This window comes from Klebsiella sp. HMSC25G12 (genome assembly GCF_001807705.1).
GTDB classification, from domain to species: Bacteria; Pseudomonadota; Gammaproteobacteria; order Enterobacterales; family Enterobacteriaceae; genus Klebsiella; species Klebsiella variicola.
Window position 1 is genome coordinate 18,190 of the sequence record NZ_KV789923.1, and the last position, 21,220, is coordinate 39,409.

The 21,220-nt window shown below is 58.3% G+C and carries 20 protein-coding genes; 12 read left to right on the forward strand and 8 right to left on the reverse strand.

From position 1 onward, the window contains the following. The first annotated feature begins 6 nt into the window (after window positions 1–6). The 4 genes from HMPREF3096_RS24950 to lpdA are packed head-to-tail and all read left to right on the forward strand — an operon-like array spanning window position 7 to window position 4,923. Complete coding sequence (locus HMPREF3096_RS24950) at window positions 7–966, forward strand: thiamine pyrophosphate-dependent dehydrogenase E1 component subunit alpha (RefSeq protein ID WP_002889884.1); 960 nt, start codon at window positions 7–9, stop codon at window positions 964–966. Window positions 967–977: 11 nt separating this feature from the next. Further along, entirely contained in the window at window positions 978–1,997 is a 1,020-nt protein-coding gene (locus HMPREF3096_RS24955) for an alpha-ketoacid dehydrogenase subunit beta (protein ID WP_032729402.1), read from the forward strand. 3 nt (window positions 1,998–2,000) lie between these two features. Continuing rightward, window positions 2,001–3,536, forward strand: coding sequence for a 2-oxo acid dehydrogenase subunit E2 (locus HMPREF3096_RS24960; RefSeq protein ID WP_032729401.1), 1,536 nt, complete (start codon window positions 2,001–2,003; stop codon window positions 3,534–3,536). Continuing rightward, entirely contained in the window at window positions 3,526–4,923 is a 1,398-nt protein-coding gene (gene lpdA, locus HMPREF3096_RS24965) for a dihydrolipoyl dehydrogenase (RefSeq protein ID WP_032729400.1), read from the forward strand. Before HMPREF3096_RS24960 ends, lpdA begins: the two co-directional genes overlap by 11 nt. Before the next feature lie 341 nt (window positions 4,924–5,264). Here lpdA and HMPREF3096_RS24970 read toward each other — a convergent pair whose 3' ends face one another. Next, the gene (locus HMPREF3096_RS24970) at window positions 5,265–5,729 is read right to left on the reverse strand and encodes an HNH endonuclease (protein ID WP_004191854.1); all 465 of its coding nucleotides are present in this window, start codon (window positions 5,727–5,729) and stop codon (window positions 5,265–5,267) included. Window positions 5,730–5,947: 218 nt separating this feature from the next. Between HMPREF3096_RS24970 and HMPREF3096_RS24975 the strand changes: the two genes are divergently transcribed. After that, on the forward strand, window positions 5,948–6,586 hold the full coding sequence (locus HMPREF3096_RS24975; protein WP_032729399.1) for a glutathione S-transferase family protein: 639 nt from the start codon (window positions 5,948–5,950) through the stop codon (window positions 6,584–6,586). 40 nt (window positions 6,587–6,626) lie between these two features. Here the strand turns inward: HMPREF3096_RS24975 and HMPREF3096_RS24980 are convergent, their stop codons facing one another. Next, window positions 6,627–7,376 (reverse strand): SAM-dependent methyltransferase, encoded by a 750-nt coding sequence (locus HMPREF3096_RS24980; RefSeq protein ID WP_032729398.1) that lies wholly within the window; start codon window positions 7,374–7,376, stop codon window positions 6,627–6,629. A 57-nt stretch (window positions 7,377–7,433) separates the two neighbouring features. Further along, complete coding sequence (locus HMPREF3096_RS24985) at window positions 7,434–7,691, reverse strand: YjhX family toxin (RefSeq protein ID WP_008805277.1); 258 nt, start codon at window positions 7,689–7,691, stop codon at window positions 7,434–7,436. A 461-nt stretch (window positions 7,692–8,152) separates the two neighbouring features. On the opposite strand from HMPREF3096_RS24985, the gene glaH reads away from it, so the two are divergent. From glaH to csiR, 6 genes are all read left to right on the forward strand, one after another. Continuing rightward, entirely contained in the window at window positions 8,153–9,130 is a 978-nt protein-coding gene (gene glaH / locus HMPREF3096_RS24990) for a glutarate dioxygenase GlaH (RefSeq protein ID WP_012542782.1), read from the forward strand. A gap of 27 nt (window positions 9,131–9,157) precedes the next feature. Then, on the forward strand, window positions 9,158–10,426 hold the full coding sequence (gene lhgO / locus HMPREF3096_RS24995) for an L-2-hydroxyglutarate oxidase (RefSeq protein ID WP_032729397.1): 1,269 nt from the start codon (window positions 9,158–9,160) through the stop codon (window positions 10,424–10,426). A 23-nt stretch (window positions 10,427–10,449) separates the two neighbouring features. After that, window positions 10,450–11,898, forward strand: coding sequence for an NADP-dependent succinate-semialdehyde dehydrogenase (gene gabD, locus HMPREF3096_RS25000; protein ID WP_002889845.1), 1,449 nt, complete (start codon window positions 10,450–10,452; stop codon window positions 11,896–11,898). A gap of 12 nt (window positions 11,899–11,910) precedes the next feature. Next, entirely contained in the window at window positions 11,911–13,194 is a 1,284-nt protein-coding gene (gene gabT / locus HMPREF3096_RS25005; protein WP_032729395.1) for a 4-aminobutyrate--2-oxoglutarate transaminase, read from the forward strand. A gap of 149 nt (window positions 13,195–13,343) precedes the next feature. Beyond that, entirely contained in the window at window positions 13,344–14,744 is a 1,401-nt protein-coding gene (gene gabP, locus HMPREF3096_RS25010; RefSeq protein ID WP_002889795.1) for a GABA permease, read from the forward strand. 45 nt (window positions 14,745–14,789) lie between these two features. After that, window positions 14,790–15,482 (forward strand): DNA-binding transcriptional regulator CsiR, encoded by a 693-nt coding sequence (gene csiR / locus HMPREF3096_RS25015; RefSeq protein WP_008805273.1) that lies wholly within the window; start codon window positions 14,790–14,792, stop codon window positions 15,480–15,482. A gap of 85 nt (window positions 15,483–15,567) precedes the next feature. Here csiR and crl read toward each other — a convergent pair whose 3' ends face one another. From crl to gpt, 3 genes are all read right to left on the reverse strand, one after another. After that, the gene (crl, locus tag HMPREF3096_RS25020) at window positions 15,568–15,966 is read right to left on the reverse strand and encodes a sigma factor-binding protein Crl (RefSeq protein ID WP_002889793.1); all 399 of its coding nucleotides are present in this window, start codon (window positions 15,964–15,966) and stop codon (window positions 15,568–15,570) included. 57 nt (window positions 15,967–16,023) lie between these two features. Next, entirely contained in the window at window positions 16,024–17,268 is a 1,245-nt protein-coding gene (frsA, locus tag HMPREF3096_RS25025) for an esterase FrsA (RefSeq protein ID WP_012542786.1), read from the reverse strand. 105 nt (window positions 17,269–17,373) lie between these two features. After that, window positions 17,374–17,832 carry a xanthine phosphoribosyltransferase gene (gpt, locus tag HMPREF3096_RS25030; protein WP_002889733.1) on the reverse strand — a complete coding sequence of 153 codons (459 nt, stop codon included), beginning with the start codon at window positions 17,830–17,832 and terminating at the stop codon, window positions 17,374–17,376. 257 nt (window positions 17,833–18,089) lie between these two features. On the opposite strand from gpt, the gene pepD reads away from it, so the two are divergent. Beyond that, window positions 18,090–19,547, forward strand: coding sequence for a cytosol nonspecific dipeptidase (pepD, locus tag HMPREF3096_RS25035; RefSeq protein WP_012968882.1), 1,458 nt, complete (start codon window positions 18,090–18,092; stop codon window positions 19,545–19,547). 42 nt (window positions 19,548–19,589) lie between these two features. On the opposite strand, the gene HMPREF3096_RS25040 is transcribed toward pepD, so the two are convergent. Both HMPREF3096_RS25040 and dinB read right to left on the reverse strand, forming a co-directional pair. Continuing rightward, on the reverse strand, window positions 19,590–20,042 hold the full coding sequence (locus HMPREF3096_RS25040) for a GNAT family N-acetyltransferase (protein WP_012542788.1): 453 nt from the start codon (window positions 20,040–20,042) through the stop codon (window positions 19,590–19,592). 2 nt (window positions 20,043–20,044) lie between these two features. Then, window positions 20,045–21,100 (reverse strand): DNA polymerase IV, encoded by a 1,056-nt coding sequence (gene dinB / locus HMPREF3096_RS25045; protein WP_008805269.1) that lies wholly within the window; start codon window positions 21,098–21,100, stop codon window positions 20,045–20,047. Between the last annotated feature and the right edge of the window lie 120 nt (window positions 21,101–21,220).

Sequence of the window (21,220 nt, forward strand, 5' to 3'; positions counted from 1 at the left end):
TTAACGATGCTCAGCAAACAGGCGTTATTGCAGGCTTACCGCAAGATGCGGGAGATCAGGACCTTTGAAGAGCGGTTGCATCAGGAAAATACCAGCGGTGATATTCCGGGCTTCATTCACCTTTATACCGGTGAGGAGGCCATCGCGGTGGGGGTCTGCGAAAATTTAACGAGCGCAGATTTCATTGGTTCAACACACCGTGGACATGGCCACTGTATTGCTAAAGGTTGTGACATTCACGGCATGATGGCCGAAATATTCGGTAAGGACAGCGGGTTATGTCGCGGTAAGGGTGGCTCGATGCACATTGCCGATCTGTCGAAAGGAATGCTGGGGGCGAACGCTATCGTTGGGGGAGCCCCTCCACTGGCCATCGGCGCCGCGCTAACGGCAAAAACGCTAAAAACCGGCAACGTCGGTGTCTCTTTTACGGGCGATGGGGGTTCTAATCAGGGCCTGGTCTTTGAAGCCATCAATATGGCCGTCGTGCTCCAGCTTCCAGCCGTCTTTATTTTCGAGAACAACGGTTACGGCGAAGGGACCGGCCATGACTACGCCGTGGGTGGGCGTGATATCGCCCGGCGCGCCGCTGGCTTCGGCCTGCCGGCAGTGACCGTCGATGGCACCGATTTCTTTGCCGTTTATGAGGCAACCTCAGAGGCGGTCAAGCGTGCGCGAGAAGGCGGTGGCCCAAGCGTCATTGAGGCCAAAGCCTTCCGCTGGCATGGTCATTTTGAGGGCGATCCCGCGCTATACCGCGCGGAAGGTGAAGTGCAACGCCTGCGTGAACAACATGATCCGCTGAAGATTTTCACCGCTAAGGTCAAGCAGCATATCACCCAGGAAGAACTGGCGGCGATTGACGAGGAAGTAGAAGCCCTGGTCAACGATGCCGTATTGAAGGCCCGCGCCGCTGCCTACCCGGCTCCGGAAGACCTGCTGACAGACGTGTACGTCTCATACTGAGGGTGATAACCATGACAATAAAAACCTATCGTGAAGCGGTCAAGGAAGCCCTGGCTCAGGAAATGGAGCGCGATGAACGCGTGGTACTCATCGGTGAAGACTTGCGTGGCGGTCATGGCGGAAATGCGCCCGAAGAGGCGAAGATTGAAGCCTTTGGCGGTGTGCTGGGTGTCACTAAAGGGCTGTGGACGCAGTTCGGCTCCGATCGGGTGATCGACACGCCCATTACCGAGTCGGCCATTATCGGTATGGCGGCCGGCGCCGCAGCAACGGGGCTGCGGCCAGTCGCGGAATTGATGTTCATGGATTTTTTTGGTGTGAGTCACGATGCACTTTATAACCAGGCGGCTAAGTTCCGCTACATGTTTGGTGGCAAAGCCAGAGCTCCGCTGGTAATGCGAGGGATGATCGGCGCAGGGTTTTCCGCCGCGGCCCAGCATTCACAGTCACCCTATAATATCTTTGCCACCACGCCTGGACTGAAAGTGGTGGTGCCCTCGACGCCTTATGACGTCAAGGGTCTGTTAATCCAGTCCATTCGCGACGACGACCCGGTGGTATTCTGCGAGCATAAAATGCTGTACGACCTCAAGGGCGAGGTACCGGACGAGATCTATACCATCCCGCTAGGTCTAGCCAACTACACTCGCGAAGGAGAGGACGTCACCATCATTGCGTTGTCGGCAATGGTACATAAAGCAAACCAGGTGGCGGACAAACTGGCCAGAGAGGGGATCTCGGTCGAGGTGGTCGACCCGCGAACCATTTCACCGCTGGATGAAGAAGGTATTCTGGAATCGGTGGCTTCCACGGGGCGGGTAGTGATTGTCGACGAATCTGCTGCACGCTTCGGTTTTGCTCATGATGTCGCGGCGCTGATTGCGTCTCAGGCATTCCATTTCCTCAAAGCACCCGTTCTGCTGGTGACGCCGCCACACACGCCGGTCCCGTTCTCCCCTGCTCTCGAAAAACTCTGGATCCCTGGCGTTGAACGTATCGAAGCCGCCGTCCGTCAAGTGCTGGAGGATTAACCTATGAGCGAAATCAAGACGCTTGAAATGCCAAAGTGGGGGCTTTCCATGGAGGAAGGCTTGCTCGCTCGATGGGCAATCCAGGAGGGTGACGATTTCACCAGAGGGCAGGAAATCTGTGAGATTGAAACCAGTAAAATCGTCAATGTGCTGGAGGCACCTTTTGCCGGTACATTACGCCGGATAATCGCCCGGGAGGGTGAGACGCTTCAGGTTGGCGCCGTGCTGGCTCTGGTGGCTGACGCTTCGGTCAGCGATGCTGAACTGGACGAATTTGCTGCCAGTCTGGCGACGGTGAAACCCGCAGCCCCTGACCCGGAGGCTGCCGCGCCGGACCTAGCGGCACAGGCAGGCGCTAAGCCACCTTCCGTTGTTTCGCCGCCATCCAACAGTCCGGAGCCCCCTATTGGGCAGACCGTCATCCCCGTCAGTCTGCAAGGCGTGACCGATGTGACTCAGGTTAATGCCACGCCCCATGCGTTACGACTGTCTGCCCGCTGGGGTGTCGACCTGAAAAAGGTCCGCGGCAGCGGACGCGGGGATCGTATCTCTGTTTCTGATCTGGAAAGTGCGATCGTTGCCGCCGGCGGTCGCCTGGCCTCTCCGATGCCCCCCGTTCGTCGCAGCAAAGCGCCCCGCTCGCATGCCGATGATAGCCAGGTATCGGCCACCCCGCTGGCGCGCCGTCTGGCCGGCAAACTGGGTATCAACTTGCATGACTGCCGAAGCAGTGGTTCACGTGGTCGGGTGAGTCGTGATGATGTGCTGGCTGCGGCGTTGTTGCTCGACGGGCACCCGCAGACCAGCCCTGTGCAGGAGAGTGCCCCGGCACCCTTTGAGAGCATCCCCATGTCCGGTATGCGGCGGGCTATCGCTTCTCGCCTGCAAACCTCCAAGCAACAGTCTCCCCATTTCCGTTTGAGTGTCGATCTCGATCTGGAACGACTGTTAGCGTTTCGTCAGGAAATTAACCGCGAAGTACCCGGTGTCAAGATTTCGGTTAACGACCTGCTGGTGAAAGCCTGTGCCCTGGCGCTGGTGGCCGTGCCAGACGTCAACATCCAGTTTGATGAAGCGACACAAAGTATCCGCCGCTTTGCGGATGCCGATATTTCGGTGGCTGTTGCGCTGCCTGACGGGCTAATTACCCCCATTGTTCGCTCGGCGAACCGGAAATCGATCAGCGACATATCGGCCGAAATTCACGCCCTGGTGACCAGGGCCAAAGCGGGCACGCTGAAGCCGGAAGAGTTCCAGGGCGGGACCTTTAGCGTGTCAAATCTGGGGATGCTCGGCATCCGGCAGTTTGACGCCATCATCAATCCGCCGCAAAGCGCAATCCTCGCCATTGGCACCGGCGAGATGCGGGCGGTAGTACGCGACGGGCAAATCGTCGCGCGCCACCAACTGACGGTATCGCTATCCTGCGATCACCGGGTCATCGATGGGGCAGCAGGTGCAGCTTTTCTCCAGGAACTCAAGCGACTGACTGAAACCCCTACCCTGATGTTTATCCAGGAGACGAGCTATGCACGATAATTACGATGTGCTGATCATCGGCGGGGGGCCTGGGGGGTATGTGGCCGCCATCCGTGCCGGCCAGCTAGGTCTTCGTACCGCCTTAGTGGAAAAACAACATCTGGGCGGCATCTGCCTGAACTGGGGATGCATTCCAACCAAGGCGCTGTTGCATGGCGCTGAGGTCGCGCACAGTATCACCCATGCCAGTCAGCTGGGCATCAGCGTGGGTGAGGTGAATGTCGATCTGCAGAAACTGGTGCAGTTTAGCCGTGCCGTTTCGCAACAGCTCACCGGCGGGGTTGAGTACCTGTTGAAGAAAAATGGCGTGAGGGTGATTGATGGCACCGCGCGGCTGCGCGGTAAGGGACAAATAACGGTAGCGGATGCCCGGGGGGAAGCGCACGATTACCGGGCCGATCACGTGATCCTGGCCACGGGCGCCCGACCACGCGCATTGCCAGGCATAGAGCCAGATGGCGAATATATCTGGACCTATTACGAGGCACTACAGCCTAAGCGATTGCCCAGGTCGCTATTAATCATCGGTTCAGGCGCGATTGGCGTCGAGTTCGCCAGCCTTTATAACGATCTGGGCTGTAAAGTGACGCTGGTCGAGCTAGCGTCGCAGATTTTGCCCGTGGAAGATGCCGAAGTGTCAGCGGCGGTGCGTAAGTCATTCGAAAAGCGCGGGATTCAGGTCCATACCCAGACCCAGGTAACGCAAGTACAGCTCACCGATACCGGGGTGCGCTGTACAATGAAAAATACGAGCGCCGAATCTTTCCTGGAAGTCGAACGCGTGCTGCTGGCGGTTGGCGTACAGCCTAATATTGAAGATCTGGGGCTGGAAGCACTGGGCGTCGAGTTAGACCGCGGTTTTATCAAGTCGGACGCGGCTTGTCGCACTAACGTATTTGGGCTTTATGCCATCGGCGATGTAGCCGGCCCGCCGTGTCTGGCGCACAAGGCCAGCCACGAAGGCGTGATCTGCATTGAGACACTGGCTGGTGTCGAAGGCACCCACCCGTTTGATCGCGACTATGTGCCCGGTTGCACTTATTCCCGGCCTCAGGTTGCCAGTCTGGGCCTGACGGAATCGACGGCCCTGGCCAGGGGACGGCCCGTCAGGATCGGTAAGTTCTCTTATCAGAGCAATGGTAAGGCGCTGGCCAGCGGTGAGACGGAGGGTTTTGTGAAGACCATTTTCGATGCTGAAACGGGTGAATTGCTGGGCGCGCATATGGTTGGCGCACAGGTCACGGAACAGATCCAGGGGTTTGGTATCGCCCGTCACCTGGAGGCCACAGATGAAAGTCTCCTGTCGATGATCTTTGCGCATCCGACACTTTCCGAAGCGATGCATGAATCCATACTCGCGGCCTGTGACCAACCGTTGCATCAATAAGAAATAAGGGAGGCGATAGCGTCGTGATACGGAGTAAGTTGCCCGTTATCCCTCCTGTATTTTCCTTGAACGTTCGATAAGGTAACAGCCCGTCGTTAGGTAAGTATCCCGCATCATTGATCTCCAGCCACTGGCAGTCATCTCACTTTATTGAAAATGAGCAGGACTAACGCAAGGCAAATGGCGCTACCGACAAATGCGGTGATGAAGGAATTCACCAATGAGCTGCTGTAACGAAATAAAAGCGTCATTGCGGATTCATTCCGTCAAGACTTGCTTATTTGTTCGTTACGAACATTTTAATACCAGGGGAATTGCACATAGCCGCTAACCTGTCCTTATTATTGCCACGCAACCTCATCTCTGTTGCCCTTACTGACGTTGCACTCGTTGCACATGATTTGCAGATTGGCAATATCGAGGGCTAAATGCGGGTAAAGAGAACGCGGTTTTATATGATCAACGTGCATCACCATCCCGTCACTGGCGCCGCGCCCGCATACGCAACATTTATTGCCGTAGCGCTGGAACGCCTGGTAACGTAAACGCCGCCACTCCCTTGAGCGGTAGAATGTCTCAGCCTCTTTAGCAGCTTGCTGCCGCTGCGCCTGCTCACGTCGGAACTGTTCGAATAAAACGACATGCCCTTCAGCTTTAGGGTAATTTCCCCAGGCATCCGTCGCTGGTGTCGTGTCGGGCTTCTCCTGTACCTTCACCGAGTCTTGAGGATAGAGTTTGCTCGTAACCTTTTGTACCAGCTTGAAAAGTATCCATACGACTACGGCCAGAATAACTAACGTTTCCACTCCCTCGCCTTATTCTCGTTCAAAGATGATTGCTGCATTATTTTATACAAGCGCCATATTGATGGTCATTATACCTTTGTAGGGATGAATTCGCGTTATCGCAAGGGGATAACATGCGTCCCCACACCATATACACCGCTATACCACCCGTCTTTTCCCCCTCACGTTTTCAACCCAACCTGCTATGCTCCTTCTTTCCCTGTTCTCTGGAGATCTCAATGCTGACCATCTGGGGCCGAAAAACCTCCTCTAACGTGCAGGCGCTGATGTGGTGTGTTGGCGAGCTTGGGCTGGACTATCTCCGGTTCGACGTGGGGCATCGCTATGGTGGTACCGACAGCGAGGCGTTTTATCAGCTCAATCCCAATCGCACGGTGCCAGTGCTGCAGGATGGCGATAATCCGCCGCTGTGGGAAACGGGCGCTATCCTTCGCTATTTAGCCAATCGCTACGCCGATGACGCCTTCTGGCCGGGCGATCTGCTGGCCCGCACTGAGGTTGATCGCTGGGCCGAGTGGTCAAAGCAGAATATTGCCCTCGGCTTTACGGCGCCAGTGTTCTGGCGCGTGGTGCGCACGCCCGCCGCCGAGCGGGATCCGCAGGCCATCGCCGCGGCGGTGACGGCCCTGGAGCAAAAGCTGGCGATTGCCGAGGCACGTCTCGCCAGCAGTCGCTATCTGGTGGGCGATACGTTCACCCTGGCCGACATCCAGTTTGGCCATGTGCTGTACCGCTACTTTGCCATCGACATCACCCGTCATTCCCTCCCCCATCTGGCGGCTTACTATGCACGGCTAACCGAACGGCCTGCCTTTCGCCAGCACGTCATGGTCAGCTACGACGAACTGAAGGTCTGAAGATGGTCGGTAGCGCCTCCTGACGCTACCGACATACCGGTTAACGCGCCATCAGGACAAACACGCCCCAGCCGAGATATTCCCGGGTCCAGGTGACATGGTGCAGCGGCGCGGTGGTCAACTGCTGGCGAACCTCCGGCGCGAAGTCATCGTGCGGATTGGCCTCCAGCCAGCGGCGCATCGTCAGCCATTTCGCCGCTTCATAACGATCCCAGCCCTCCTGGTCGGCCAGCACCATCTCCACCACGTCATAGCCCAGTTCACCAAAGTGGGCGACCAGCGCCGGTAGCGTCAGGAAGTCATCGGGTGACTGCGCGCCGCAGGCAATCGCCTCTTCTGCCGTGGCCGGACGTTTGCGCCACCATGGCTCGCCGATAAGCAACATGCCGCCTGGGATAAGGCTCTGCTTCAGCAGCTCGATTGTGCCTGCCACCCCGCCGCCGATCCACGTGGCCCCCACGCAGGCGGCAATATCGCACGGCTGGCTGGCGACATATCCGCTGGCATCCTGGTGCACAAAGGTTACCCGGTCGCTTACCCCGAGCGCTTCTGCACGGGCGGTCGCCTGCTGGCTGAACAGCAGGCTCATGTCCACGCCGGTGCCGACGATCTGATGATCGCGCGCCCAGCTACAGAGCATCTCGCCGGAGCCGCTGCCAAGGTCAAGAATAGCGGTGCCCGGCGCCATCCGCAGCGCCCGTCCCAGGGTGGCGTACTTTTCCGGGGTAAAAGGGTTATGAATACGGTGTTCGCTTTCACTGATAGTAAAAATGCGAGGGATATCGATCATGGGTGTTTCTCCTTGAGAGCCATACGCCCGGGCAGCGACCCTGCCCGGGTCGCTGTATCAGCGGTTGTCCGCCTGCGCGCGAACGTTATTCAAACCAGTGGTGTTGATCCGGTACGGCTGGCCGTTCACCGACTTAATCAGCTTTTTGGTTTTGAGCTTTTTGAAGACCGCGAGGGTGCAGTCGTTCAGCAACAGCCCTTCCCGGGTGTAGCATTCGACGGCGGTAATGCGGCCGGAGGTATCGCGGACGTGCGCAATACGGCCACCTTTGGCGAGAACGTGTAAGGTCCGTTGTTCCTGACGGGATAAATTCATACTGAAACCTGTTCATTATCATGTGCGAAAACATGCCTACACCCGCAGGTGTGTGCGTAAGGTTTAAGCGCAGCGATAATCAGTCCGGCCTGGGCAGGTCGGGGAACTGATTATCTGATAATGACATTCTCCAGCATCGAAGCCTCGGTAAGCATTGAAAGGTATTAACGCGCTGAATACTAACACCCTCAGTTCATAAGGGTATGGCGCAGATTAAAAACTGTGACCGGTATTACGATTTACCCTCAGCCTCCCCCGCATTTTGCGCTTTCCGCCACCCGCTCTGTTCCTCAAGGTTAACCACCACCTTATCTCCCTCCCGCATTGTTAAATAATTGTTGTCAGATCACAAAATAGAAACAAAAAGGCCATTTCGTACGCATTTTATAAAAATGTAGATATTTTTAATTTATGGCTACGAAATGAACATCACCCTGACATTACAGCGAGGAACGATCCTGATGAACGCCCTGACCGCAGTAAAACCGACACCCGCGCCGTTAGCCCAGCCATATCCGGGCTTTTCCATTGCCCCTTCCGCACAGTCGCCGCGCCTGCTGGAGCTCACCTTTTCCGCCGAAACAACCACGCAGTTCCTGCAGCAGGTCGCGCAGTGGCCGGTGCAGGCGCTGGAATACAAATCTTTCTTACGCTTCCAGGTCGGCAAGATCCTCGACGATCTGTGCGGCAATCAGCTGCAGCCGTTGCTGATCAAAACATTGCTCGATCGTGCGGAAGGCGCGCTGCTGATCAACGGCGAAGGGATCGATAACGTCAGCCAGGCCGAGGAGATGGTCAAGCTGGCCACCGCCGTCGCCCATCTGATTGGCCGTTCCAACTTCGACGCCATGAGCGGTCAGTATTACGCTCGCTTTGTGGTGAAAAATGTCGATAACTCCGACAGCTACCTGCGCCAGCCGCACCGGGTGATGGAGCTGCACAACGACGGCACCTACGTCGAAGAGCAAACCGACTACGTGTTAATGATGAAGATCGACGAGCAGAACATGCAGGGCGGTAATTCCCTGCTGCTGCATCTCGACGACTGGGAGCATCTCGACGAATTTTTCCGCGACCCGCTGGCTCGCCGCCCAATGCGCTGGGCCGCGCCGCCGAGCAAAAACGTCAGCAAGGATGTTTTCCACCCGGTGTTCGACGTCGATTCGCTGGGCCGTCCGGTAATGCGCTATATCGACCAGTTCGTCCAGCCGAAAGATTTCGAAGAAGGCACCTGGCTGAGCCGCCTTTCCGACGCGCTGGAAACCAGCAAAAACATCCTTTCAATACCGGTGCCGGTGGGCAAATTCCTGCTGATTAACAACCTGTTCTGGCTGCACGGCCGCGACCGGTTTACGCCGCACCCGGACCTGCGCCGCGAACTGATGCGCCAGCGCGGCTACTTTGCGTATTCCACGAATCATTACCAGACTCATCAATAAGGGTTCTCAGGCGAAGGAATTGAGCGGATGTATGATTTCGTGATTATCGGCGGCGGCATCATCGGCATGTCGACCGCCATGCAGTTAATTGAGATTTACCCGGACGCCCGCATTGCGCTGCTGGAAAAAGAGACCGGTCCGGCCTGCCATCAGACTGGCCACAACAGCGGCGTGATCCACGCCGGGGTGTATTACACCCCCGGCAGCCTCAAGGCGCAGTTTTGCCTCGCCGGCAACCGCGCCACCAAAGCGTTTTGCGAGCAGAACGGCATCCGCTATGACGTCTGCGGCAAAATGCTGGTCGCCACCTCGCCGCTGGAGATGGAGCGGATGCGCGCCCTGTGGGATCGCACCGCCGCCAACGGCCTGCAGCGCGAGTGGCTAAGCGCCGGGGAGCTACGCGAGCGCGAACCGAACATTACCGGGCTCGGCGGGATCTTCGTCCCTTCCAGCGGCATCGTCAGCTACCGCGACGTGGCGGCGGCAATGGCGAAGATCTTCGAATCAAAAGGCGGAACGATCGTCTACGACGCCGAAGTCAGTGCCCTGAAAGAACATGCCAGCGGCGTGGTGATCCGCACCCGCCAGGGCGGAGAATATGAGGCCTCGACGCTGATCGCCTGTTCGGGCTTGATGGCCGATCGGCTGGTGAAAATGCTCGGCGTCGATCCCGGCTTTATCATCTGCCCGTTCCGCGGCGAATATTTTCAATTGGCGCCGCAGCACAACCAGATCGTCAACCATCTGATCTATCCGATCCCCGATCCGGCGATGCCGTTCCTCGGCGTCCACCTGACCCGCATGATCGACGGCAGCGTCACCGTCGGCCCCAACGCCGTGCTGGCTCTGAAGCGCGAAGGCTACCGCAAGCGCGATATCTCGCTGGCCGATACCCTGGAGATCCTCACCTCGCCCGGCATCCGCCGGGTACTGCAAAACAACCTGCGCTCCGGACTGGGCGAAATGAAGAATTCGCTGTGCAGAAGCGGCTATCTGCGGCTGGTGCAGAAATACTGCCCGAGCCTGACGCTGAGCGATTTACGCCCGTGGCCCGCCGGCGTGCGGGCGCAGGCGGTATCGCCGCAGGGCAAACTGATCGACGATTTTCTCTTCGTCACCACCGCGCGTTCGATACATACCTGCAATGCGCCATCGCCGGCGGCCACCTCCGCTATCCCGATCGGCGCGCACATCGTCAGCAAGGTGCAGACCCTGCTGGAAAGCCAGAGCAATCCCGGACGCACGCTGCGTGCGGCACGTAGCGTGGAGACACTACACGCCGCTTTTATCCGTTAACCCCCTTAAGACAGGAAGCGATTATGCAACTCAACGATATGACACTGTTTCGCCAGCAGGCGCTGATCGATGGTCAGTGGCGCGATGCGCCCAACGGCGATGTGATTGCGGTGACCAACCCGGCCAACGGCGAGCAGCTCGGCAGTGTGCCGAAAATGGGCGCCGACGAAACCCGCGAAGCAATTGAAGCCGCCAATCGCGCCCTTCCCGCCTGGCGTGCCCTGACCGCCAAAGAGCGGGCGAATATTCTGCGCCGCTGGTTCGATCTTATGATGGAGAATCAGGACGATCTCGCCCGCCTGATGACCCTCGAGCAGGGAAAACCGCTGGCGGAAGCCAAAGGCGAAATCAGCTACGCCGCCTCCTTTATTGAGTGGTTCGCCGAAGAAGGTAAGCGCATTTACGGCGATACCATTCCCGGCCATCAGGCCGACAAGCGCCTGCTGGTGATTAAGCAGCCCATCGGCGTTACCGCCGCCATCACCCCGTGGAACTTCCCGGCGGCGATGATCACCCGCAAAGCGGGCCCGGCGCTGGCCGCCGGCTGCACCATGGTCCTGAAACCGGCCAGCCAGACGCCGTTTTCAGCGCTGGCGCTGGCCGAACTGGCCAATCGCGCCGGGATCCCCGCCGGGGTGTTCAACGTGGTCACCGGTTCCGCCGGGGCCGTCGGCGGCGAACTGACCAGCAACCCGCTGGTGCGCAAGCTCTCCTTTACCGGCTCGACCGAGATTGGCCGCCAGCTGATGGAGCAGTGCGCGAAAGACATCAAAAAAGTCTCCCTGGAGCTGGGCGGCAACGCGCCGTTTATCGTCTTTGATGATGCCGACCTCGATAAAGCCGTCGAGGGGGCGCTGGCGTCGAAGTTCCGCAACGCCGGGCAGACCTGCGTCTGCGCCAACCGGCTGTACGTCCAGGACGGGGTGTATGACCGTTTCGCTGAAAAACTGCAGCAGGCGGTGGAAAAACTGCGCATCGGCGACGGCCTGCAGGATGGCGTCACCACCGGCCCGCTGATTGACGAGAAAGCCGTCGCCAAAGTTGAAGAACATATTGCCGACGCCATCGCCAAAGGCGCGAAAGTCGTCACCGGCGGCAAACCGCACGCCCTGGGCGGCAACTTCTTCCAGCCGACCATCCTGGTCAACGTTCCCGACAGCGCCAAAGTGGCGAAAGAGGAGACCTTCGGCCCGCTGGCGCCGCTGTTCCGCTTTAAGGATGAAGCCGACGTCATTGCCCAGGCCAACGATACCGAATTCGGCCTCGCCGCCTATTTCTACGCCCGCGATCTGAGCCGCGTCTTCCGCGTCGGCGAAGCGCTGGAATACGGCATTATCGGGATTAACACCGGCATTATCTCCACCGAAGTCGCCCCGTTCGGCGGCGTCAAGGCCTCCGGCCTCGGCCGCGAAGGGTCGAAGTACGGCATCGAAGATTACTTAGAAATCAAATATATGTGTATTGGCCTTTAACAGGAGCGATGGATGAACAGCAATAAAGCAATGATGGCGCGTCGCAGCGATGCGGTCCCGCGCGGCGTCGGCCAGATCCACCCTATCTTCGCCGAACGCGCGGAGAACTGCCGGGTGTGGGACGTCGAAGGCCGGGAATATCTCGATTTTGCCGGCGGTATCGCGGTGCTCAATACCGGCCATCTGCATCCGCAGGTTGTCGCCGCCGTCGAAGACCAGCTGAAAAAGCTATCTCATACCTGCTTCCAGGTACTGGCCTACGAGCCCTATCTGGCGCTGTGCGAAAAGATGAACCAGAAGGTGCCCGGTGATTTCGCCAAGAAAACCCTGCTGGTCACCACCGGGTCGGAAGCGGTGGAGAACGCGGTGAAAATCGCCCGCGCGGCAACCGGGCGCAGCGGTACCATCGCCTTCACCGGCGCCTATCACGGCCGTACCCATTACACCCTGTCGCTAACCGGGAAAGTGAACCCGTACTCCGCCGGTATGGGGTTAATGCCGGGCCACGTCTATCGCGCCCTCTACCCGTGCGCGCTGCACGGCGTCAGCGATGACGAGGCGATCGCCAGCATCCATCGCATCTTCAAAAACGATGCTGCGCCGGAAGATATCGCCGCCATCATTATCGAGCCGGTGCAGGGTGAAGGCGGATTCTATGCCGCCTCCCCGGCCTTTATGCAGCGCCTGCGCGCCCTGTGCGACGAACACGGCATTATGCTCATCGCCGATGAGGTCCAGAGCGGCGCGGGCCGTACCGGCACGCTGTTCGCCATGGAGCAGATGGGCGTGGCGGCAGATATCACCACCTTCGCCAAATCCATCGCCGGCGGTTTCCCGCTGGCGGGCGTCACCGGGCGGGCGGAGGTGATGGATGCCATCGCCCCCGGCGGACTCGGCGGCACCTACGCTGGCAACCCCATCGCCTGCGCCGCTGCCCTGGCGGTATTACAGATTTTCGAGCAGGAGAACCTGCTGGAAAAAGCCAACCAACTCGGCGACACCCTGCGCCAGGGCCTGCTGGCGATTGCAGAAGATCATCCGGAGATCGGTGACGTTCGCGGCCTGGGGGCGATGATCGCCATTGAGCTGTTTGAAAAGGGCGACCGCAGCAAGCCTAACGCCAGGCTGACGGCGGATATCGTCGCCCGTGCCCGCGACAAAGGCCTGATCCTGCTCTCCTGCGGGCCGTACTACAACGTGCTGCGCATCCTGGTGCCGCTGACCATTGAAGAGGCGCAGATCGAGCAGGGTCTCAAGATCATCGCCGACTGCTTTACCGAGGCGAAACAGGCATAGAGAAACAGGCATAGAACAGAATACATGCGGAAGCGAAGTACGTTCGTAAGGGAATGAAGACGAGACCTGCAAAACAACAATAATACGCGTGCCCCGGCGCGGGAATGTCGGGGCGCTCTCCCAGGTGACACACTTCGAGAGGGTAAATGATGGGGCAACTGTCGCAATCACAGGATTTAGGGGCGGGACTGAAGTCGCGCCACGTCACGATGTTATCTATCGCCGGGGTGATCGGCGCGAGTTTATTTGTCGGCTCCAGCGTCGCCATTGCCGAAGCGGGCCCGGCGGTGCTGCTGGCCTATCTGTTTGCCGGGCTGCTGGTGGTGATGATTATGCGTATGCTGGCCGAAATGGCCGTCGCCACGCCGGATACTGGCTCCTTTTCCACCTACGCCGACAAAGCCATCGGCCGCTGGGCGGGGTATACCATCGGCTGGCTGTACTGGTGGTTCTGGGTACTGGTTATTCCGCTGGAAGCCAATATCGCGGCGATTATTCTGCATTCGTGGGTGCCGGGCGTCCCTGTGTGGTTGTTCTCCCTGGTCATCACTCTCGCCCTCACCGGCAGTAACCTGCTGAGCGTCAAGAACTACGGTGAATTCGAGTTCTGGCTGGCGCTGTGCAAAGTGATCGCTATTCTGGCGTTTATCGTACTGGGCGCGGTCGCCATTACCGGTTTTTATCCCTATGCCGAGGTCAGCGGCATTTCGCGGCTGTGGGACCACGGCGGCTTTATGCCGAACGGCTTCGGCGCGGTGCTGAGCGCGATGCTGATCACCATGTTCTCCTTTATGGGCGCGGAGATCGTCACCATTGCCGCCGCCGAATCGGACACGCCGGATAAACACATCGTCCGCGCCACCAACTCGGTGATCTGGCGTATCTCTATTTTTTATCTGTGCTCGATCTTTATCGTCGTCGCCCTCATCCCATGGAATATGCCGGGGCTGAAGAGCATCGGTTCCTACCGCTCGGTGCTCGAGCTGCTGCATATTCCCTACGCGAAGCTGATTATGGACGGCGTGATCCTCCTGTCGGTCACCAGCTGTCTGAACTCGGCGCTGTATACCGCCTCGCGGATGCTCTACTCCCTGAGCCGTCGCGGCGATGCGCCGGCCATCATGGGCCGGACCAACCGCAGCAAAACTCCGTACGTGGCGGTGCTGCTCTCCACCGGCGCGGCGTTCCTCACCGTGGTGGTGAACTACTATGCCCCCGCGAAGGTGTTTAAATTCCTCATCGACAGCTCTGGCGCCATCGCCCTGCTGGTCTATCTGGTGATCGCCGTTTCACAACTGCGGATGCGCAAAATCCTTCAGGCGCAAGGCGGCGAGATCCGTCTGAGAATGTGGCTCTATCCGTACCTGACCTGGCTGGTGATCGCCTTTATCACCTTCGTGCTGGTGGTGATGCTGTTCCGTCCGGCGCAGCAGCTGGAGGTGATCTCTACCGGCCTGTTAGCATTGGGAATTATTTGTACAGTCCCGATTATGTCGCGCTGGAAAAAGCTGGTATTGTGGCAAAAACTGCCGCTGCAAAATACGCGTTAACCCTGTTCCCGGCGCCCGCCGGGAAGAGTATTCAGGAGTAAGAACATGACCGCCATTCCCCAGGCGACGGCCATTGACGGGTACCGTTGGCTGAAAAACGACATCATCCGCGGGGTCTACCAACCCGATGAGAAGCTGCGGATGAGCCTGTTGACGTCGCGCTATGAGCTCGGCGTCGGGCCGCTGCGGGAGGCGCTCTCGCAGCTGGTGGCGGAAAGGCTGGTGACGGTGGTTAATCAGAAAGGCTATCGGGTGGCGCCCATGTCGGAGCAGGAGCTTCTCGATATCTTCGACGCGCGCGCCAATATGGAAGCCATGCTGGTGCGCCTCGCCATCGAACGCGGCGGCGACGAGTGGGAAGCCGAGCTGCTGGCCCGCGCCCATCTGCTCAACAAGCTGGAGTCCTGTGACGCCAGTGAGCGCTTACTCGATGAATGGGACCAGCGCCATCAGGCGTTTCACACCGCCATCGTCGCCGGCTGCGGCTCCCAGTATCTGCTGCAGATGCGCGAAAGGCTGTTCGATCTGGCGGCGCGCTACCGTTTCATCTGGCTGCGCACCACCGTGCTGTCGGTGGAGATGCTGGAAGACAAACATGTTCAACACCAGACCCTGCTGGACGCCATTCTGGCGCGCGATGCCGAACGAGCCAGCGCGCTGATGCGCGAGCACTTACTGACCCCTATCCCGATTATTCAACAGGCGATGGCTGGCAAGCTGTCGCCGCAGGCAGGGTGAGTCAGATGGTGGGGTTGAAATTACGGGTATGGCGGCACGCTCCTCCACGCCGCACGGGCGTGGAGAAATCGTATCCGTAGATCAATCAGGCCCGCAGGCGAACCGGCTCGCTGAAATCGTCGGCCGGTTCCAGCTTCAGATTAAAGGTGGTCAGCAGCGCTGCCGCGCGCTCGTGGAACTCGCGTAGCGTTTTTTCCAGTCTGTCGCTCACTTCCGGGTCGTCAATGTCGACCGCCTGCCATGAACCTTCTTTATTGAACAGGCCAAACTGGTAGCTGTAGGTGAAACGTGACTCTTGTGCTTCCATTTCCATCCACCAGCCCCAGAATTCACGCTTCTCCGGTGCGGGCTTAACATTGACGCAAACTGCCAGGCAATCGAAAAAGAAACGGTTGTCATGGCACTGCTCTTCGCGAATGTAAGGCCCTAGCGCCGTGAATTTCTTGATCAACTTACTTTTCAGGTGTCCACTCGGTAACGTCATTGCGATCTCCTTTAGTGATGCAACTGTTTTACCAAACCAATAGAATTTAGCAATAAATTAACCAAATCTATGATTGATCCAGCGGGCGATCTGTCGCAATGCGTGATCAAAATTGCGATACACCGGGTTAAACGGGATCTCCAGCAGTTTGCCATCGGCAGATGACGAAGTGATTAACCGCGACTCTTCTTCGGGGCTGAACGGATCGTCCTTCCAGAAGCCGGAAAGCATCGGCGTCGGGCAACGGCGCCCCAGCAGTCCCTGTGTTTTTAACGAGTAGCGGTTGAGCTCCACGCGCAGCGCTTCATCGGACGCGTCATGCATACCCAGCCGCGAGGCCAGCACGTCAAGATACATCTCCGGCACGCGCCCCTGATGCAGGGGATCCACCAGCAGACCATGAACGACCGGGCCCAGACACGCCACAGCCTTCAGCCGCTGCGGCTCCAGGTAACCCAGACGGACCGCGATATTGGCGCCAAAGCGGAAGCCAAAGGCCGCGACCCGGGTATGATCGACCCACGGTACATTTTCCAGATGGCGCAGCGCGTGCTGGTGCAGCAGGCTGGTGTCCTGATTCAGCGTCCATTTTGACGAGAAGCCGATGGAAGGCATATCGATCGTCAGCATGGCAATACCGAGCGGTGAGAAGTAGTTCTCATACAGGTTGTAATAATCCGTCTGCAGTGAGTCCAGGCCCCCGCACATCAGCACCGTCGGAAACGGCCCATCGCCTTTTGGCATATGCAAAAAGCCGGTTATTGGCGAACCGCCAGGAATGGTGAACTCCAGTTCGCGCAGCGAGCCCGGCAGCCGCTGGGCGGCCTCTTCATACGCCCGGTTGGCTAAAGCCTGCGCCTGTTCGGCCAGCTCATCGCCTTTAATATGCGGATAAGCGGCAATGCTATACAGGTTCGATGCATGCAACCAGTGGCGGCCGCTCAGCAAAGGATCGGCTTCCTGCCCGGCCTTTTGCTGCCACTGCATGGCCTCTTTCGCCCACTCAAAGATCCAGTTGCCGCCGCGATAGCCGATAACGGTATCGAACAGTTCTGGATCCGTTCGTTCGGCCTCGCTCATCACAATGCGCGCTTGCACATCGAGGATCTCCTGCGGGGTCACGCCGCGCCAGATCCACATCAAACGGTTGATCAGACGGTACCAGTGATCGACGTGATTGCCGCTCAGCGCCGACTGCATCGCCTGCGGTTTTCCGGCGGAAAACCGACGCACCAGCGTAGAGGTTTCGGGATGTTTGAAGCGGGGTTTAAACAGCGTTTCGCTGAGGTTAGCCTGTGACATGTGCAGCCTCCGTCGTAGTGCCACTCCTGTTATTGTAACCTGCTAAAGGATAAAAAAAACCACGCCCGGCAAGCCGGGCGTGGTAAATAGCACTGTCCTGAAGAATTAACGACCTGCGATAGGCGGTACAAACACCACGCCCATATCCCACGGCTGTTCAATCCAGGTGTCCTGCGGAATATCCACAACGTAATCGTCCACCAGCGGGCGGCCTGCCGGCTTGGCGAAAATGGTGACAAAGTGTGCTTTTGGATACATTTCGCGGATCGCCACGGCGGTACCGCCGGTATCCACCAGATCGTCGATAACGATAAAGCCTTCGCCATCGCCTTCCGCGCGTTTCAGCACTTTCAGCTCGCGCTGGTTATCATGGTCGTAGCTGGAGATGCATACGGTATCAACATGACGAATGCCCAGTTCACGCGCCAGTAAGGCTCCCGGTACCAGTCCACCGCGGCTGACGGCAATAATGCCTTTCCATTGCTCAACCGGCAGCAGACGGCTGGCCAGTTTGCGGGCGTGAATCTGCAACATGTCCCAGGTGACGACGTATTTTTCGCTCATGTGAAGTGTCCCAGCCTGTGTAATACGGCTTAAATAATGTTCGAGGGGGAAAATGGTTGCGCGAGATTATAGAGATCTGACGCACTAAAAACCAGTGTTAAGCGGTTTGCGCAACGCTTTTTGCGTTGTTTACACTACCTGCGGCGGTGGAAAGTGGTATTCTCAACCCCATCGCGCAAGCCCGGGCTTGTTGTGTATTTTAACGCTAACCCTCGTCCTGCAACCGCTGTATGCAGGAGTCTGTAAGGAGACTTACCGTGTCTGAACTGTCTCAACTATCCCCGCAGCCGCTTTGGGATATTTTTGCCAAGATTTGCTCCATCCCGCACCCGTCCTATCACGAAGAACAGCTCGCCGAGCACATTATGGGTTGGGCAAAAGAAAAAGGCTTACACGCGGAACGTGACCAGGTTGGCAACATTCTGATTCGTAAAGGCGCGACTGCCGGTATGGAAAACCGCAAGCCGGTAGCGCTGCAGGCGCACCTCGATATGGTGCCGCAGAAAAACAACGATACCGTCCACGACTTCGCCAAAGATCCGATCCAGCCGTACATTGACGGCGAATGGGTGAAAGCGCGCGGCACCACGCTGGGCGCGGATAACGGCATCGGGATGGCGTCCGCGCTGGCGGTGCTGGCCGACGACAGCGTCGCTCACGGTCCGCTGGAAGTGCTGCTGACCATGACCGAAGAGGCCGGTATGGACGGCGCGTTCGGTCTGCAGGCCAACTGGCTGCAGGCGGATATCCTGATCAATACCGACTCCGAAGAAGAAGGCGAAATCTACATGGGTTGCGCCGGCGGGATCGATTTCACCTCTAACCTGGCGCTGACCCGAGAAGCGATTCCGGCCGGGTTCCAGAGCTTTAAAGTAACCTTAAAAGGGCTGAAAGGCGGCCACTCCGGCGGTGACATTCACCTGGGTCTGGGTAACGCCAACAAGCTGCTGTCGCGCTTCCTCGCCGGCCACGCCGATGAGCTGGATTTGCGTCTGGTCGATTTCAACGGCGGTACGTTGCGCAACGCCATCCCGCGCGAAGCATACGCGACCGTCGCCGTCGCCGCGGATAAAGCCGATGCGCTGAAAGCGCTGGTGAATACTTACCAGGCGCTGCTGAAAAACGAGCTGGAGGCCAAAGAGAAGAACCTGGTAGTGCTCCTGGAAGCGGTCGATAACGACAAAGCAGCGCTGACGCAGGCTTCCCGCGACGGTTTCATCCGCCTGCTGAACGCCACGCCGAACGGGGTTATCCGCAACTCTGACGTGGCGAAAGGCGTAGTGGAAACTTCGCTGAACGTCGGCGTCGTCACCATGACCGATGACAACGTGCAGATCCACTGCCTGATCCGCTCGCTGATCGACAGCGGCAAAGACTACGTGGTCAGCATGCTGGATTCTCTGGGTAAACTGGCGGGGGCGAAAACCGAAGCCAAAGGCGCTTACCCTGGCTGGCAGCCGGACGCCAACTCGCCGGTAATGCACCTGGTGCGCGAGACTTACCAGCGTCTGTTCAACAAGACGCCGAACATCCAGATCATCCACGCCGGTCTGGAATGCGGTCTGTTCAAAAAACCGTATCCGGAGATGGACATGGTCTCCATCGGGCCAACCATTACTGGTCCGCACTCCCCGGATGAGCAGGTACATATCGAGAGCGTCGGCCAGTACTGGACGCTGCTGACCGAGCTGCTGAAAGCCATTCCGGCTAAATAAGCCCCACCACCGGCGGCAGTCTGCCGCCGGTTTTCCCCCGCATCACCTTAGCGCCACGCGTTTTTCCATCCGGTAGTTAATAAACCACTCCCCACGGGCCGCCACCCGCTGCTCCGCCACCACTTTAAATCCATGGGCCGTAAAACAGGGCTTTGCGGTAATGCTGGCGTCCACCGTCAGGATTTGCGCAGGATACTGAGCGCAGAGCGCCTCGATAAGCGCGCCGCCGATACCCTGCCGGGCGTGATCCGGCGAGACAAAGAGCAAATCGATATGCGTCCCGATGGCGGTGATAAAGCCAACCGGTTGATTGTTAACCACGGCTACCCGCCCGACTGAGTCAGCCAGCTTTTGTCGCCAGCGCGTCTCATCCACCTGTGCCCAGGCCGCAATCTGCGCCGGGGTATAGTCCCGGCTCGCCGTTTCCTGCACCGCGCGCAGAAAGATCTGGCAGAGCAATGGCAAATCGCTGTCGCGGTAAGCACGAATATGCATGGTTAAATCCCTAATAAAAGCTGCCTTTCCAGCTGCGGATCGAGCAGCGTCACATGGAGCCCAACCAGACGCACGCCCCGTCCGCCGCGGCGCTCATCCCAGGCTTTGTGGGCGGTGGCAATCAGATCCTCTTTGTTCAGCCGCGGCCAGACGTGCTCCTGAGTGGTCAGCTGGAAGTCATTGAATTTCAGTTTAATCCCCTGGCGGGCGATCAACAGGTCCGGTTTGACCTTCGCCAGCCGCCGCTCCAGTTCGGGATAGAGATTTTCGATAATCGCTTCGCACGCTGACCATTCGTGGATATCTTCCGCTAACGTCCGCTCCACACCCACCGATTTACGTTGCCGATCGTTATGGATTTCCCGCTCATCAATCCCGTGGCTGCGCTCCCACAGAATACGACCGAATTTACCGAAGCGCTTGAGCAGCATGGCCAGATCGCTGTTCTGCACATCGCCACAGGTACGCAGGCCCATATTTTCCAGCTTCGCCGCCGACACCTTTCCGACACCGGGTATTTTCGCCAGCGGCAGCGCCCGCACAAACTCTGCCACCTGATGGGGAGCGATAACGAACTGGCCGTTGGGTTTATTCATATCGGAAGCGATTTTAGCGAGAAACTTCACCGGCGCCACGCCCGCCGAGGCGGTGAGGTGCAGCTCCCGTTCGATGGTCTGGCGGATCTCCTGAGCTATCAGAGTGGCCGACCCGTGACAATGCACGCTGTCGCTGACGTCAAGGTAGGCTTCATCCAGCGACAGCGGCTCAATGCGCGAGGTATAGCGGGAGAAAATTTCGCGGATATGATTCGAGGCTTCTTTGTAGGCATCGAAGCGGCCGGGAAGCAGCGTGAGATGCGGGCACAGCTTGAGCGCCGTTGCCGTCGGCATGGCGCTGCGCACACCAAACTTACGCGCAGGATAGTTCGCGGTACTAATCACGCCACGCTGTACCCGACTGCCGCCTATCGCGAGGGGGATATCACGCAACGCCGGGTTGTCGCGCATCTCCACCGCTGCAAAGAAACAGTCCATATCGACATGGATAATTTTACGCATCGTCAGACTCAACACTGTATACCCATACAGCATAGCAAAACTGCGCGCCAGTTTGATGCTTTTTTTACTCCGGTGGTCAAAAAAACGCTGACAACATAAAAGTGCAATAAATCATGTTTA

Excerpts from the sequence above, each read along its gene's own strand:
- HMPREF3096_RS24980 (WP_032729398.1), bottom strand. The coding sequence starts at position 7,376 with ATGATCGATATCCCTCGCATTTTTACTATCAGTGAAAGCGAACACCGT.
- HMPREF3096_RS24955 (WP_032729402.1), top strand. The coding sequence starts at position 978 with ATGACAATAAAAACCTATCGTGAAGCGGTCAAGGAAGCCCTGGCTCAG.
- glaH (WP_012542782.1), top strand. The coding sequence starts at position 8,153 with ATGAACGCCCTGACCGCAGTAAAACCGACACCCGCGCCGTTAGCCCAG.
- HMPREF3096_RS24975 (WP_032729399.1), top strand. The coding sequence starts at position 5,948 with ATGCTGACCATCTGGGGCCGAAAAACCTCCTCTAACGTGCAGGCGCTG.
- gabD (WP_002889845.1), top strand. The coding sequence starts at position 10,450 with ATGCAACTCAACGATATGACACTGTTTCGCCAGCAGGCGCTGATCGAT.
- dinB (WP_008805269.1), bottom strand. The coding sequence starts at position 21,100 with ATGCGTAAAATTATCCATGTCGATATGGACTGTTTCTTTGCAGCGGTG.
- gabP (WP_002889795.1), top strand. The coding sequence starts at position 13,344 with ATGGGGCAACTGTCGCAATCACAGGATTTAGGGGCGGGACTGAAGTCG.
- HMPREF3096_RS25040 (WP_012542788.1), bottom strand. The coding sequence starts at position 20,042 with ATGCATATTCGTGCTTACCGCGACAGCGATTTGCCATTGCTCTGCCAG.
- HMPREF3096_RS24950 (WP_002889884.1), top strand. The coding sequence starts at position 7 with ATGCTCAGCAAACAGGCGTTATTGCAGGCTTACCGCAAGATGCGGGAG.
- lpdA (WP_032729400.1), top strand. The coding sequence starts at position 3,526 with ATGCACGATAATTACGATGTGCTGATCATCGGCGGGGGGCCTGGGGGG.
- HMPREF3096_RS24985 (WP_008805277.1), bottom strand. The coding sequence starts at position 7,691 with ATGAATTTATCCCGTCAGGAACAACGGACCTTACACGTTCTCGCCAAA.
- gpt (WP_002889733.1), bottom strand. The coding sequence starts at position 17,832 with ATGAGCGAAAAATACGTCGTCACCTGGGACATGTTGCAGATTCACGCC.
- frsA (WP_012542786.1), bottom strand. The coding sequence starts at position 17,268 with ATGTCACAGGCTAACCTCAGCGAAACGCTGTTTAAACCCCGCTTCAAA.
- csiR (WP_008805273.1), top strand. The coding sequence starts at position 14,790 with ATGACCGCCATTCCCCAGGCGACGGCCATTGACGGGTACCGTTGGCTG.
- crl (WP_002889793.1), bottom strand. The coding sequence starts at position 15,966 with ATGACGTTACCGAGTGGACACCTGAAAAGTAAGTTGATCAAGAAATTC.
- gabT (WP_032729395.1), top strand. The coding sequence starts at position 11,911 with ATGAACAGCAATAAAGCAATGATGGCGCGTCGCAGCGATGCGGTCCCG.
- HMPREF3096_RS24960 (WP_032729401.1), top strand. The coding sequence starts at position 2,001 with ATGAGCGAAATCAAGACGCTTGAAATGCCAAAGTGGGGGCTTTCCATG.
- lhgO (WP_032729397.1), top strand. The coding sequence starts at position 9,158 with ATGTATGATTTCGTGATTATCGGCGGCGGCATCATCGGCATGTCGACC.